Source organism: Bradyrhizobium sp. UFLA06-24 (assembly GCF_054967145.1).
On the sequence record NZ_JADFUE010000105.1, the window covers coordinates 1 to 14,736 of the forward strand.

Consider the following 14,736-nt stretch of genomic DNA (forward strand, 5'->3'; position numbering starts at 1 on the left):
CTCGCCCGTAATTTTTTGGCCGCTGTTCATCTCGCCGCTCTCGTCGCATATTGGCTCAATTGAGTCTGGACCCTAGTGCAATCGTGCGTTCCACCAACTACCGATATCACTGCCAAGGACTCGATTGTCTGGTTCGGACCAATGTCCACAACCGGACGCATGTACCATGAACAAACCCGCTTGAGGATCTCCATCTTCGAGCGGCACGCAGCTTGCTTCGTTTGCGCAGGCGCTCGTTATTGGACAGGAAGGGGCAGCGGAGTGCATGATGCGATCTGGAGTTCGTCTTTGGGAAGCCACAACCATTGCGCTTCTAGCCCGCGGCAGGCCGGCCCGGCCGACTTTGGGCCAGCAGTGAAGCTGTGTCTGATCCTCTGGCACCAATCCGCAAACGGCGGAGCAGAACACAACATTGGCCTCTGGCCCCGACGGTTGCGTTATTCGCGGCTTCGGCCTGAGCCTTCCCATTCTGCACATCAACGGTTTCACCCGCTCGCGCTTCACCGCATGGCTCCCGGCCCGCATAATGGCCGTCATGCGCCGGGGGGCGTGAAACGGCCGATTAGCAAGCAGCTGGCATATTCGCCGCAACAACAACAGATCAGCATCCTTCGGAGTAGGTCGCAGCTGACAGATATCGGAACGACCCACGCGAACCAAGTGGCATGGTCGGCGGACCGACAGTTCGTCAAAGCTTTGGCCAATGAGCGCGGACTGCTCGTGTTCCTGATCCCTTTGCTGAAAAAGCTGCCGCCCAAGATCGCCTATCGGAGACGCGGAGTTTCTCCGCGATCGGCATTTCGCGCTCCGCCCATAGCGCTGCTGCTGCTCCTGGGCTCTCGCAGCTTGCTCCAGTAGCTGTGCTTCCAGGCATAGTTCGGTTCGGATGAACCTGATAACCCGTCAGATCAGCCATCACATGCTTCCGCAAACCTTCCAGCGCGACGCCTTCAGCACGAATTCCCTGGGCCGAAGCGAGGCCGACTTGAAGAGATTTCAGCGTAGCGGTTCGCGTCGATTGCCGAGGGTTTCTGCGCAACCGCAAGAGGGCTGGAGCCAGTGCTACGGCTCGATGCCGAGAATTTAAGGTAACGTGTTCACCATTTTCCTGCTCGCTGTTGTGGCTAGTTGTATCAGGACGTCAAGTAAGTGTGAGTTCATGCAACTGGAGACTTCGGTCTGGCCGCCAGTCTGCGTTGGCCGCTTCATCAGATTGTTGGCCTTGCTGACCCGACGGAAAGGTTAGTGGCTGTGGCTGCGCATCGTCACAAACTGACTGCGGTTGCGCCAGGGCACGATCCGTGGCTCTTCACGTCGCTAGTCTGCGACTGCTTGCTTGCCATAGCCGTTGTCATCGCGACTGGTTTCGGCCCCGTCGTAAAGGCATCGGCGCAGAACGTCTCCTACAATACGCAGCCGCCGCGTCCGAAGCCGCCGAAGGCCGCCAACGACAACCAGATGCTGGTTCAGGCGACCGAGGTCGTCTACGACTACAATAATTCGCGGATCTCGGCGGTCGGTAACGTCCAGCTGTTCTACAACGGCACCAGCGTCGAGGCTAACAAGGTCGCCTACGACCAGAAGACCAAGCGGCTCCATGCCGAAGGCAACATCCGCATGACGGATGCCGAGGGCAAGATCACCTATGCCGAGACGATCGATCTGTCCGACGACTATCGCGACGGATTCGTCGGTTCGCTCCGGGTCGATACCGCCGACCGGACACGGATGGCCGCAACGCGCGCCGACCGTTCCAGCGGCAACTACACCGTGTTCGAGAACGGCGTCTACACGGCCTGCGCTCCGTGCAAGGACGATCCGAAGAAGCCACCGCTCTGGCAGGTCAAGGGTGCCCGCATCATCCACGACCAGCAGGAGAAGATGCTGTACTTCGAGACGGCGCAGCTCGAGTTCTTCGGCGTGCCGCTCGCTTACATGCCCTACTTCTCGACGCCCGACCCGACCGTGAAGCGCAAGTCCGGCTTCCTGATGCCGGGCTTCACCTCGAACACGGGCTACGGCTACGGCGTGGAGGTCCCGTTCTACTGGGCGATCGCGCCCGATATGGACGTGACCTTCAACCCGCGCATCACCTCCAGGCAGGGCGTGCTGTTCCAGGCGGAGTTCCGCCAGCGCCTGATGGGCGGCGCCTACCAGATCCGTGCTTACGGCATCGACCAGCTCGATCGCGGCGCCTTCGCCGGGCAGCCCGGCGACCGCCAGTGGCGCGGCGCCGTCGAGACCAAGGGTCAGTTCGCGCTGAACGACAAATGGGTCTGGGGTTGGGACGGCGTCGTGATGTCCGACTACTATTTCTTCTCGGACTACCGCCTGTCGCAGTACCGTGACCCGCTCGGTTCGTTCCTGAACCTGCCGACCGACGCGGTCTCGCAGCTCTATCTGACCGGCGCCGGCAATCGCAGCTTCTTCGACGCACGCACGATGTACTGGCGGAGCTTCTCGGGCAACCAGGACAAGGTCCCGATCGTCTACCCCGTGATCGACTACTCGAACGTGCTCAACTATCCGGTGTTCGGCGGCGAGTTCAGCTACAAGACCAACTCCGTCAACCTGTCGCGTGACAGCGCCGTGTTCGATCCGATCACCACGCTCGCCAACACCAACAGCCTGTGCACGACGGCGTCGGCCGATCCGCTCGCGCGCACGCCATCGCAGTGCCTGCTGCGCGGCTTCCCCGGCACCTATACCCGCCTGTCGGCGGAAGCGCAGTGGCGCAAATCCTTCACCGACCCGCTCGGCCAGATCTGGACGCCGTTCGCCGGCCTGCGCGCCGATGCAATCAACTCCTCGGTCTCGAACCAGCCGGGCGTGTCGAACTACCTACCGGTCGGCGACACCCAGGCATTCCGCCTGATGCCGACGGTCGGCCTCGAATACCGCTATCCCTTCATCAACGTTCAGCCCTGGGGCTCGACCACCGTCGAGCCGATCGCGCAGATCATCATCCGCCCGAACGAGACTTATGCCGGCAAGTTTCCCAACGAGGATGCGCAGAGTTTTGTATTCGAAACGTCGAACCTGTTCAGCGTCGACAAGTTCTCCGGTTACGACCGCGTCGAGGGCGGCGGCCGCGCCAATGTCGGCGTGCAGGCCACCACGCAGTTCGACAAGGGCGGCGCGGCCAAGGTGCTGTTCGGCCAGTCCTACCAGCTGTTCGGCATGAACTCCTACGCGGTCCGGGACTCCATCAACACGGGCCTCGATTCCGGTCTCGACAAGCCCCGCTCCGACTACGTGGCGAGTATCGACTACTCGCCCAACCGCACCTACACCTTCAGCGTCCGCTCCCGCATGGACGAGCAGACCTGGAACGTCCAGCGTTTCGAGGCCGAAGGCCGCGCCAACTTCGATCGCTGGTCGATCAGCGTGATGTACGGCAACTACGCGGCACAGCCGGAGCTCGGCTATCTGACCCGCCGCGAAGGCATCCTCACCACCGGCTCGCTGAAGGTCGCGACCAACTGGGTGGTCACGGGCTCGGCGCGCTGGGACCTCGAGGCCAACGAGATCAACCAGTATGTGGTCGGTGCCGGCTATGTCGACGATTGCTTGGTGCTGGGATTGAACTATCTGAAATCCTACAATTATACGGTAGGCGGCGTGCCCCCCGTCTTGAATGAGACCTACATGCTAAGTATAGGTCTACGAACATTCGGGACGATCGCAATCGGCTTCTGAGGCACGGATAGCGGCGCATGCGGGTCACGTCGGGGGACGTCACCACCACGACCGAGGCGCGCAATAGCGGGCAGGCGGTCACGGCTGTGCTGGGAAAGCTCGAGTTCGACGAACGCGCAGAACTGTTCCACTTCAGCCATGTCGGTTTTGGGCGCGCGAGATCGCGGCTTTGGGTCATGACGTCAAACTGCTGCTACCTCAATATGTGAAGCCATTCGGTGCGCCCCGACGGCGCGTATTACCAGTGGAGGAAGGATCCACCCAGAGAGTTGTCGATTGATCTGGTAGCTGACGAGCGGTTTGGACGAGCAATCGGACGGATCGAAGCCTCGTGACAAAGGTCGCTTTAGGCGGCCGAGCAATCCAGCGGGCCGTAACGTGAGTGAAGCCTGAGCACGCCTCGAAAGTTACGATGTGAATGCCGACCCGATCGTATGGCGGGGAAGGCCGTGCGGACAGGGAAGCAATCGACGCACGCACCTGTCTGGTTCACCGGGGTAATGGGCACGGCACGTTGGAAAGGTAGTACGGGTAATCGGGGGAGACCCGTCTTGGTCGAAGGTCGCGCCTTCAGCATTGAGTAGTCGATGGACCGGACGGGAGTCGGACAGGGTCAAAGGTACCGATGAAACCGGGTAATTCCGGCGGAGGAAAGGACCCTGACTTCAGGTGCGCTTTTGAAGATGGCGAGGGAAAGGGTAGATTGGCGATGAGCCTTGAAACGCCCGATAAGATCAGGAGCCTTCAGAGAAAGAAAGCTTTATTGTAAGGCGAAGGCGGAGCCTGCCTTCCGCTTCTACGTGCTGTACGACAAGATCTGCCGCGAGGACATTCTGAGCCATGCCTACAAGCTGGCCCGCGCCAACGCGGGTGCGCCGGGAGTGGACGGAATAACTTTCGAACAGATCGACGCGTCGGGACTCGAAGCATGGTTGGCTGGCCTGCGCGATGAACTCGTCACGAAGACCTATCGGCCCGATCCGGTGCGGCGGGTGATGATCCCGAAGCCCGGCGGCGGCGAACGTCCGCTCGGTATCCCAACAATCCGGGACCGGGTCGTCCAAGCTGCTGCAAAGATCGTGCTGGAACCGATCTTCGAGGCGGATTTTGAGGACGGAGCTTATGGATATCGCCCGCGCCGCAACGCGGTCGATGCCGTCAAGGAAGTGCACCGGCTTATGTGCCGGGGCTACACAGATGTTGTTGACGCCGATTTGTCGAAATACTTCGACACGATACCGCACTCGGACCTCCTCAAATCGGTGGCCCGACGCATCGTCGACCGGAATGTGCTGCGGCTGATTAAGTTATGGCTGCGAGTACCGGTCGAGGAGCGGGATAGCAACGGGAAACGGCGCATGAGCGGCGGTAAGAGCAACAAGTGTGGCACGCCACAGGGGGGTGTCATCAGTCCGCTGCTCTCCGTCATCTACATGAACCGGTTCCTGAAGCATTGGCGTCTCAGCGGTCGGTGTGAAGCATTCCATGGCCAGATTATCTCCTATGCCGACGACTTCGTCATTCTCAGCCGCGGCCACGCGGAAGACGCATTGACGTGGACGAAAGCGGTGATGACCAAGCTTGGGCTGACACTCAACGAGACTAAAACCTCGGTGAAGAATGCCCGATTGGAAAGCTTTGACTTCCTTGGGTACACGCTCGGACCCCGCCACTTCCGCAATGGGGGGCGGTGGTATCTTGGCGCGGCTCCGTCGAAGAAAAGCGTGCTGCGGATCAAGAGGAAGGTCAGCGAACTGCTGACGCCGGGCAACAAGGGCGCTTGGCCCGAAGTACAAGCACGACTGAACCGCCTTCTGCGCGGCTGGTCCGCTTACTTCAGCTATGGCTCGCTTGCTACGGCTCATCAGGCCGTTGATCGACACGTCTTTGACCGCGTGCTCGCCTTTCTGCGCAGACGACATAAGACGCCAGGACGTGGCGTCAGACGGTTCTCTGATCAGATCTATGGGAACCCTGGCGTACTTGTGCTGAACCGCGTGCGCAAAGTGTCGCCGACGTGCGCCTTGTGACGAAACCTGTCGGAAAGCCGGATGCGGGAAAACCGCACGTCCGGTTTGATGAGCGGGGAGAGGAAACGGAACGCGCAACAAGCGCATCACCGCGCCTCTCCTCGACTCTACTCAAGCGCGGGAAGACTGATGCTGCCGACGCAGAGGCGATCAGCGAAGCTGTCGCGCGCAATACCATGCGCTTCGTCCCGGTTCGTCGAACACTGCAATCACGTCCGCTATCATGAGAGCATCGACAACCTCACTCCTGTCGATGTCTACTTCGGCAGGGCTGAGGCGATCCTTGCAAGCCCGCAGCAATTGGCTCTTCCATTCGGTCGTCCCCCATCGCGGGTGTCAAGCCGCGCACGCGGGACCGCGATTTTAATCGACCCGAAGCTACCGGTCAGCGACCGCGGCTGGCTGCCGTGTCGATGCCCGTAACGGGGCGTTCCCTCATGGCCGGCCTTCATGCCGCGTCCGTAGCGCGGCCGCGCAAGGGCCGCATCGAGCTCGCTGCGGAGCAATTCCTCTAATGAGTTCCCGCGTTGGTTTCCGCACCGCCGTTTCAACCGGATCGAACCAATTTCGAAAAGCTGCGGAGCCGTCTCTCTTTCACACGGCGGGGAAATGCATCTTTGTGACATTGCTGGTCATGGCATGGTCTCCGATCCGGCGCTCCAAACGGCGGATGATTCGAGGTTGATCACCTCAGAGACTACGCCGCTTTCAATTCCAACCAATCCTGCGGCGGGACCCTGTCTGAAATCCGCCAGCCTGTCGGGAACGCAACCCGGAGCGCGAGAAAAATAGCACGTCTGGCTCTGCGCATAATGGCCCAACTCTTGCGAGGGGCGAGCGGGCAAAGGTCAGGTTGGAGATTGAGAATGGCGAGCGTGTCAAAGCTAAAGGTGTTTGCGGCCCTGAGTGCGGCCAGTGTTGCGCTTGTGCCAATATCGGCAAAAGCTCCGATATGGAGTTCGAGCGCTCAATACGGGAGCTTTTCAATCGATGGCTACAGTTGGAACAACGACGTATGGGGCAGGGGCGCAGGACCCCAGACTATCTCGGTGAGTGCTGTCAACCAGTGGGGGGTGTGGTCGAACCAGCCTGATACTGGTGGCATCAAGAGCTATCCCCACGAGGGTTTCAATGTCGGCAAACCGCTCAGTTCGATCAACACTCTGATCTCGAACTTCAATCAGGAAGTTCCGACTAGCGGCGCCTGGGACGTCGCCTACGATATCTGGGATAGCTCAAATCAGTATGAGATAATGCTCTGGACGAATTACACCGGCAATCCCGATGGTGGCGGCAACGTCAAGCCCATTTCTTACAAGTACGCTTCTTCCGGGGCGGCGATACCGATCTACACAAATGTCGATGTAGGCGGAGCGACTTGGAACGTGTTTCAAGGAGAAAATCACCATAAGGTCATCTCATTCCTGCGCACTTCGAAGACCAACAGTGGGACGGTGGATATCAAGAGTGTCCTGCAGTGGATCAAGTCTAAAGGGTACTTTGGGGAGATAAACGTCGGCAACGTCCAATACGGCGTTGAGATCACCTCCTCTCCAGGTGGGATGAACTTCAACTTCAATAATTGGACCCTGACATCGAGGTGAGTACCCACGGTCGGTGAGGTGAAGTGGCCTCGGATTCTGGACCGGCGGCTCAGATGGTGCGGATGCCGTTTTGTTTTGATAAACGGAGACCATGAAGAAGAACGAGACGGAAAATCGAAGCAGCGCTGAAGGCAAAGATCGCCTTGGAGCCGCTGCGAGAACAATCAAAGGTGACGGATCTGGCGCTACCAGCGGTGGAGAGAAAATTACGTGAGGCAACAACTCAGTTCAGGAACATTTTCGGCCAGGCAATGCGACAGCTCCCTAGCAAACATGTGGAGCTGATCGCACCGGACGAAAATCGATTCGCACAATGCTCACGCTGCGTGGGCAGCCCGTCGGGGGCTGGGTGGTTTGTTGCGGGGGCGACGTCGAGAAGTGGACTCTTCGCCTAGTCGCCCTCGATCTTCGTTCGCAATCCCCCGAGGAGAGAAACATGTCGTGGGACGACCAGCAATTCTAACGGACGAAAGCTGTGCCGCTGCTCCTACCTTGCAGTGCGCCCGTTTTTCACAAGCTCAAAGAAATAGCGAGCGAAATACGCAATTTTGGATTTTCGCATCACCACCGAACTTTCGGCACTGTTCTTGAAACGGGCCATTCCGCACCTCGCCGAGTTGGGTGAGAACGATCAATGCCCGCAGCGCGACCTTTCGTGAGCGAAGGTAGCGGGAGATGTCCCGATCGCTGTTGAGCGCCGCGCTCGTGACGTGGGCAACGGGCTTGATCGTCATGCGATCGTGGTGAGCTTGAAGGGCCGCACGCAGAACCGACGATTTCTTATGCGCCTTCAATCATCGGAAACCCTTGTTGGCCTCGATCATGCCGGCCGCGACCCATCGCAAGGTCATACCGGCATCCCGCCGGCGTTTGACGTTGCGCGTGACCCGGCGAATGGTGCCCTGAAATGGACCCCGGTTTTGGGACGAGAGGCCAGGTTGGAAAAGGGCCGCTCCGTTTGATCGACGGAGGGCATGATGACGAAGAAGACGCGACGGAAGATCGACGCGGTGTTGAAGGCAAAGATCGCACTGGAAGCGGTGCGGGAGCAGGCGACGGCTGCCGATCTGGCCCAGCGCTATGAGGTTCACCGAACCAGATCTATGCTTGGAAGAAGCAGCTGCTGGACCAGGCGGCCCGGCTTTTGACGTGGGTGTCGGGCGCGAGAGCGAAGGAAACGCGCGAACGCGAGATCGAGAAGCTGCACGCCAAGATCGGACAAACTGACGGTCGAGCGCGAGTTTTTAGCGCGGAGGTCCGGAAGATGAGCACGCCGGACCGTCGAGGAATGCTCGAGCGCGTCGACCAGGCGCTGTCGATCCGTCGGCAATGCATGTTGCTCGGCATCGCCCGTTCTAGCGTCTACCGGCCGCTACAGCCGGCCAATTCAACGACCTTGCCCTGATGCAGCGGATCGACGAGCTGATCACCGCCTGGCCATTCCTGGGCTCGCGGCGAATGACCGCGATGCTGAGGCTGAGGGGCTTGCGGTCAATCGCAAGCGCGTGCAACAGTTGATGCGCAAGATGGGCATCGCCGCGCTGGGACCGAAGCCGAACACGACAAAGCCGGCGCCGGGCCACAAGATCTCTGTCCCGATCTGCTGCGCAACATGAACGATCGACCGGCCGAACCAGGTGTGGGCGGCCGACATCACGTATCTGCCCATCGGCCGCGGCTTTCTCTATCTCGTCGCCATCATCGACTGAGCGAGCCGTGCGGTTCTGGCGTGGCGGCTGTCGAATACGATGGACGTCTCGTTCTGCGTGGCGGCTCTGGACGAGGCGCGGCGACGTACGGCACGCCGGAGATTTACAACACCGACCATGGCAAAGGCATTCTCCGATCGCATCCGCCAGCGCGCTTCCGCTCGCGGTTACAAATGGCATCTGGACGAGGTCGTTATTTCGATCGCGGGCGAACAACATTGGCTCTGGCGCGCTGTCGACCAGAATGGCTTCGTTCTCGACGTCTTGATCCAGCCCCGAAGAGACTCGCGCGCTGCGCTGCGGCTCATGAAGAAGCGCTTGAATCCGCCGGCACGCCGCTGCGCGTGATGATCACGGACAAGCTCCGTTCGTACGGCGCTGCGAGGGCGAGCATGGGCTTTCACGTCGGACATCGCCCGCACAAAACTCTCAACAATCGCGCCGAGAATTCTCATCGGCAGACGCGGCGACGCGAGCGGATCATGAAGCGTTTCAAAGCGCCCCATCAGGCTCAACGGTTTTAGTCAGTTCACGATCAGGTCGCGAACGTTTCCGCATCCCCTATCTCGGAGCTGTCGCCGCCGACCTCCGTCGTGCTTCGCGCGAACGAGCCTTTGCGACTTGGCGCGAAATCTCCGCGACAAGCGCTATCGCCGAATCTCGGACCTTTGAAAATCGCCTCCTTCGTCTCGGCGGTCGATTAAGTTGACGATGCCATCCATGCGTCGCCCACACGTTCTTCCTTGGCCTTCTTGCATCATGGCCGACGAAGACCGAGATGCAGCCCGCAAAGCTGATCGGCCGCTACGGCAGGACGTTCTGGTGTGTTCGAGGTCAGACATACGGCTTGCCTCAACAATCGCTAGCCTTGTCGCGTAAGCGACATAGCTATCGGAAGCCGTCGGGAATGCGCATCGCTTCGCTGGCATGGAGTCTGCTCACCACCAGGGGCGTAGAAGCGACGCCACGACATCGAACGTCGTTGCGGATGGCGCGCACATGTGTTGTTCGTGAGGTGATATGCGACCTGGAGTTCTTATACGGGGCGCGGCAGCAGTTACGCTTGCCGCTTGCGGTGGCGCGAATTCGGCGGATCTCGATCCAGCGGTGAAGGTTTCATCCGACACTGTGGAGCTGGACCGGGAATTATATTGGCGTGCACGGCGGTGGCGGCTATGCCGGACATCTTCAGTGACCCCTAGGCCCATCTATCTATGGCGACGTCGTCCATACCCCTGCATCCCTGGCCGGGGGCCAGAGCGGTGATCACAGCTTTAGACCGTGCCGCCCAGTCGCCCACTCAGGTGTCTGGGAGATCGGAGCCTGATTCTGGCCCAAGACTTGCGTGCAACGTTTAGGACGCTTTGTGCGCAAGGGTCAGTGCTGGGCTTTGGAGGAGACACTGAACGCAGCTGCGCCAATTTCGTGAGGTCAACCCCAGCCTCCGTTATCCCCACACAACGAGGACGAGTGAACGATCATGTACAAGCTCGGCGCTTTCATGCTTGCGCTGCTGGGTCAGCAGGGATTGGCAGCCGCGCAGGCTCCGGCCGACAACATTGCAAAGCCGCTGCTGGTGCCGTCCGATTACGAGCGAGCGCTAACGATCGGCGCTCAATATAACCAGCTCACTGTCAATATGCCCGACGTTCCGTTCTGGCTCGCAGAGGGCGAAGCGTTCGTCTACCGACGGACGACTCAAGGCAAGCACCAGTTCATGCAGGTCGATGCTGCCACTGGCGGAAAGCAGCCGGCTTTTGATCATACCCGCCTCGCGGCGGCGCTGGCCAGGGCAAGCCTCGAGAACTATAAGGCCGACAATCTGCCGTTCGACCGTTTCGAGCTGGCCGACGATGCTCGCATGATCACCTTCAACATCGACAACACCCGGTGGACATGCGACCTCGTAAGCTATGGCTGCACAGCCAATGCCATGCACCCGGACGTCCATCAACAGATGGGCTATGACCCCACTCCGCCCGCGGAGAACGATCCGGAGAACACAAGCATATCCCCTGACGGCAAATGGTTGGCCTATACTACAAAATACAATATCTTCCTGCGCAGCGAGGACGGCTTGCAGGACATCCCTTTGACCTGGGACGGATCGGAAGGCAACTACTATGCTTTCTCGACGCTAAGATGGTCTCCAGATTCGCGTCACCTCGCGGCTTACCGCATCCGTCCAGGCCACAAACGTCAGATCCACTACATCGAATCGTCCCCGACGGACGAGCTTCAACCTAGATATTCGACGATGACGTATCCGAAGCCGGGTGATGCCTTGCCGCTGCTCCAGCCGGTGCTGTTTGACATCATCATGCAGAGCAAGATTGAAATCGACAATGCTTCCTTTCCAAATCCCTACCACCTTTCGCCGATCAAGTGGTGGAAGGATGGTCGCGGGTTCACCTTCGAGTATAATCAGCGCGGGCACCAACTCTATCGACTTGTCGAGGTGGAAGCTGCTGCGGGTAAGGTGCGCTCTCTGATTGATGAGCGCAGCATTACCTTCATCGATTACCAGCCTCTGGTGATGGACCAGCAGAACACTGGAAAGTTCTTCCGCTACGACGTTGAGGACGGAAAGGAGATCATCTGGGCGTCCGAGCGCGATGGATACGAGCATCTGTACCTCTTCGATGGCCGAACCGGCGAGCTCAAAAACCAGATCACTAGAGGAGATTGGGTGGTTCGCGCGGTCTACTACGTCGATCCGGTCAAGCGCCAGATTTGGTTTGGTGCGAGCGGGAGGGACAAAGGGGAAGATCCCTATTTTGTCCATGCTTACCGTGTCGACTTCGATGGGAACGGACTGACCGCGCTCACTCCTGAACCGGCCAACCATCACATTGAGTTTTCGCCTAACGGCCGCTACTATGTCGACCTGTGGTCACGCATCGATGTCCCGCCGCGCTTGGCGCTGTATCGCGCCAGTGATAATGCCGAGCTGATGCAGGTTGAGAGCGCCGATATCTCGGAACTCATCGCCTCCGGCTGGCAGCCGCCCCTCAGCTTCCATGCCAAGGGCCGGGACGGCGAGACCGATATATGGGGGGTTATTCACAAGCCCCTCAACTTCGATCGAAACAAGAGATACCCGGTGGTGGAAAACATCTATGCCGGCCCTACGGGTTCTTTCGTTCCGAAGTCGTTCTCGGCCTTGGTTGAGCCGCTCACCCAAATGGGGTTTATCGTCGTTCAGATCGATGGAATGGGTACGAACAATCGCTCGCGCGCGTTCCACGACATTGCCTGGAAGAATTTAAAGGACGCCGGCTTTCCCGATCGGATTCTATGGCATAAGGCGGCGAGCGCGAAGTATTCATGGTACGATATTTCGAACGTCGGCATTTTTGGCGGGTCCGCCGGCGGGCAGAACGCGGTGAGCGCGCTGCTCTTCCATTCTGATTTTTACAAGGTGGCGGTGGCTAACAGCGGCTGTTACGACAACCGGATGGACAAGATATGGTGGAATGAACAGTGGATGGGTTGGCCGGTTGGTATCGAATATTCGCTGTCCTCCGCCATCGACAACGCCCACAGACTACAGGGTAAGTTGATGCTCGTTGTCGGCGAAATGGACCGCAATGTCGATCCGTCCTCTACCTTCCAGATGGCTGATCGGCTCATCAAGGCAGGAAAATACTTCGACATGCTTGTGGTACCCAGTGCAGATCACGGAGCGCCCGGCAATTATAGCGAGCTCAAGCTTCTGGACTTCTTCGTTCGCAATATTCTTGGGCAGATACCACCTAACTGGAACGCCCTACCGATTGAGCTGCTGAAACCCAATTAAGGGCCATGATTGCGCGAAGAGCTATCATCATTTAGGTCCAACGCCGTGGCGACTCGAACGAGCGCCCTCCGATTTCGCTTGTCTCTCAGCATTAGTAAGCAAAAGCACAGTCATCTATGACTCTTTGGGAGTTTTGGGACAGGCGCTGAACCTCCTCCGAATGAGTGGACACCTGTAGTAGGCTCATTGAGCCCGGAGGTGTCGAATGGAACGTCAACGTCGGTCATTTACCGAGGAGTACAAGCGCCAGGCCGTCGAGTTGGTGGTGTCCAGCCGTCGCACGGTCACGTCGGTGGCCAAGGAGCTCGGTCTGCGCGACTCGGTGCTGCGGCGCTGGGTCGACAAGCTCCGGCAGGAGCCGGCATCGGCGAGGTGGCGCCCCACCACGCAGGTGACGCCGATGTCGGCGGACCAGGCTTCGGAGATCGCCCGGCTGCGCCAGGAGACCGAACGAGCGCGACATTTTAAAAAACTGTCCAGAGCCGTTGCACGCTGCGCGGGTTAGAAACAGCCTTGTGCTATTCTCTGCGGCCGGGAGGGCAGCGGCCGTCAGCTTATTGGAGGCGCAATAGCTTCTTCCATACCTTGAAGACCGAACTCGTTCATCATCGCAACTACAAGACCCGCGCCGACGCCCAGCGTGATATCTTCGCCTTCATCGAGGGCTTCTATAACCGAACAAGGCTCCATTCCGCCGTGGGATATATCGCCCCGATCGAGATGGAGCTAAACGTCGCCTAAACCCGTCTAATTTTTTGGGGGAAGATCATACGGGACATTCACCGTTCAGCTGTTGCTGCCGCTAGCACCCCTGCCGGTTAAAACTCGACGGCGTTCTCAACATCGAACCAAGCATTGGGCCGAGGCTCGTCAGCTTCTCGGAAGCTAGCGCCCCATTCTGAGATCTCTGGACACTTGACCAACGCAATGCCTTCGAAGCGGCTCTTGGCTCGGCCGGTAAATTGCAAAGGTGAGTGTCGATTTCGCCGGGCTGTTGTTTTCGAGCGCGTCAATCAGCTTCTCGAACTGAACCCTCCGTAGCTCGCGCGGAGGATCCGAGCTTAGCTCGGAGGTTGAGAAACCTCTACGTTCTCCAATGAGCGTGGTGAGTCGATCGTTAATAAGCCGAATTGGGCTGAACTGGACAGTTGAGCGTTGGCCAGAGTGAGAGCAGGAAGAGGGACAAAAGGTCTCTGAGCCAAGCCAGGACACGGCGGAGGTTGTGGCCAACGGCCGAGAGGAGAACGTTAGCGGCATCTCCGGCGCGGCCTTTGAGATAGCAGCGGCCAAGGTGACCTTCGTTCTTCATGTGTCCGATGATGGGCCCGATGGCGGAACGGCGGCGTAGCTCGCGCTTGATGACGCCGAAGACGCCGCGCTTCTGGCCCGAGATGAAGACGCGGCGGGGATTTTGTGTGTCGTGGCCGCGATATCCCTTGTCGACATAGGCCCGTTCGATCGGGCAGCCGGTGAGGCTCTCGGTGCGCTCGATGACGTTGCGAAGGGTGTGACCGTCGTAGGGGTTGTCCGGCAGCGAGCAGGCGTGGAGCACGAACAAGCCGCCCGGAGCTCTTTGGTTGTTGGTGACGATGGAGGCCTTCACGCCGAACTCATAGGGCGCGGCGGCCTTGCCCTTGCCGATGCACTCGACCTCCGGAGCATGGAAGGAATACAACTTCCAGCCGCGCTGGCGCTGCTGCTGCGAGCCGATCTGGGTGGCTCGGCTCAGCGGCAGGGCGAATGCCTCCTCCAGTGCGGCCTGGCCCTCGGTCTTGCGGCGAATGTCGCGGATGATCCGGCCCAGCCGGCTGCGCAGGGTGCGCAGCTGTCGCTGATGCCGGTTGAATTGTTTGGCATGAGCGTAGCGGCCCGCCATCATCGCCGCGCTTTTGGCC

General features: G+C 59.4%; 9 protein-coding genes and 4 pseudogenes. 10 read left to right on the forward strand and 3 right to left on the reverse strand.

The window, feature by feature from the left end; all coding sequences use genetic code 11:
* Positions 1-1,332: 1,332 nt before the first annotated feature.
* The 3 genes from IF809_RS36270 (at position 1,333) to ltrA (ending at position 5,729) form a co-directional block, all read left to right on the forward strand.
* Positions 1,333-3,699 (forward strand): LPS-assembly protein LptD, encoded by a 2,367-nt coding sequence (locus IF809_RS36270; RefSeq protein WP_223153708.1) that lies wholly within the window; start codon positions 1,333-1,335, stop codon positions 3,697-3,699.
* A gap of 17 nt (positions 3,700-3,716) precedes the next feature.
* Complete coding sequence (locus IF809_RS36275) at positions 3,717-3,908, forward strand: hypothetical protein (RefSeq protein ID WP_014497849.1); 192 nt, start codon at positions 3,717-3,719, stop codon at positions 3,906-3,908.
* A 507-nt stretch (positions 3,909-4,415) separates the two neighbouring features.
* Positions 4,416-5,729, forward strand: a complete 1,314-nt coding sequence (gene ltrA, locus IF809_RS36280; protein ID WP_074076608.1) for a group II intron reverse transcriptase/maturase — start codon at positions 4,416-4,418, stop codon at positions 5,727-5,729.
* A 243-nt stretch (positions 5,730-5,972) separates the two neighbouring features.
* On the opposite strand, the pseudogene IF809_RS36285 reads toward ltrA, so the two are convergent.
* Positions 5,973-6,302: pseudogene (locus IF809_RS36285) on the reverse strand (IS256 family transposase); the annotation flags it as partial.
* A 293-nt stretch (positions 6,303-6,595) separates the two neighbouring features.
* On the opposite strand from IF809_RS36285, the gene IF809_RS36290 reads away from it, so the two are divergent.
* Entirely contained in the window at positions 6,596-7,333 is a 738-nt protein-coding gene (locus tag IF809_RS36290; protein WP_014497847.1) for a glycoside hydrolase family 12 protein, read from the forward strand.
* A gap of 695 nt (positions 7,334-8,028) precedes the next feature.
* Here IF809_RS36290 and IF809_RS36295 read toward each other — a convergent pair.
* A pseudogene (locus tag IF809_RS36295) lies at positions 8,029-8,235 on the reverse strand (IS256 family transposase); the annotation flags it as partial.
* A 75-nt stretch (positions 8,236-8,310) separates the two neighbouring features.
* On the opposite strand from IF809_RS36295, the gene IF809_RS36300 reads away from it, so the two are divergent.
* From IF809_RS36300 to IF809_RS36325, 6 genes and pseudogenes are all read left to right on the forward strand, one after another.
* Positions 8,311-8,481, forward strand: coding sequence for a hypothetical protein (locus IF809_RS36300; protein WP_162130978.1), 171 nt, complete (start codon positions 8,311-8,313; stop codon positions 8,479-8,481).
* Positions 8,482-8,597: 116 nt separating this feature from the next.
* On the forward strand, positions 8,598-8,738 hold the full coding sequence (locus IF809_RS36305) for a hypothetical protein (protein ID WP_154694111.1): 141 nt from the start codon (positions 8,598-8,600) through the stop codon (positions 8,736-8,738).
* Between the two features lie 427 nt (positions 8,739-9,165).
* Positions 9,166-9,746: pseudogene (locus IF809_RS36310) on the forward strand (IS6 family transposase); the annotation flags it as partial.
* 776 nt (positions 9,747-10,522) lie between these two features.
* Positions 10,523-12,841, forward strand: coding sequence for a S9 family peptidase (locus IF809_RS36315; RefSeq protein ID WP_014497844.1), 2,319 nt, complete (start codon positions 10,523-10,525; stop codon positions 12,839-12,841).
* Between the two features lie 205 nt (positions 12,842-13,046).
* Positions 13,047-13,346 (forward strand): transposase, encoded by a 300-nt coding sequence (locus IF809_RS36320; RefSeq protein ID WP_011084772.1) that lies wholly within the window; start codon positions 13,047-13,049, stop codon positions 13,344-13,346.
* Between the two features lie 8 nt (positions 13,347-13,354).
* Positions 13,355-13,582 carry an IS3 family transposase gene (locus IF809_RS36325; RefSeq protein WP_370091571.1) on the forward strand — a complete coding sequence of 76 codons (228 nt, stop codon included), beginning with the start codon at positions 13,355-13,357 and terminating at the stop codon, positions 13,580-13,582.
* Between the two features lie 376 nt (positions 13,583-13,958).
* On the opposite strand, the pseudogene IF809_RS36330 reads toward IF809_RS36325, so the two are convergent.
* A pseudogene (locus IF809_RS36330) lies at positions 13,959-14,736 on the reverse strand (IS5-like element ISBj2_B family transposase); the annotation flags it as partial.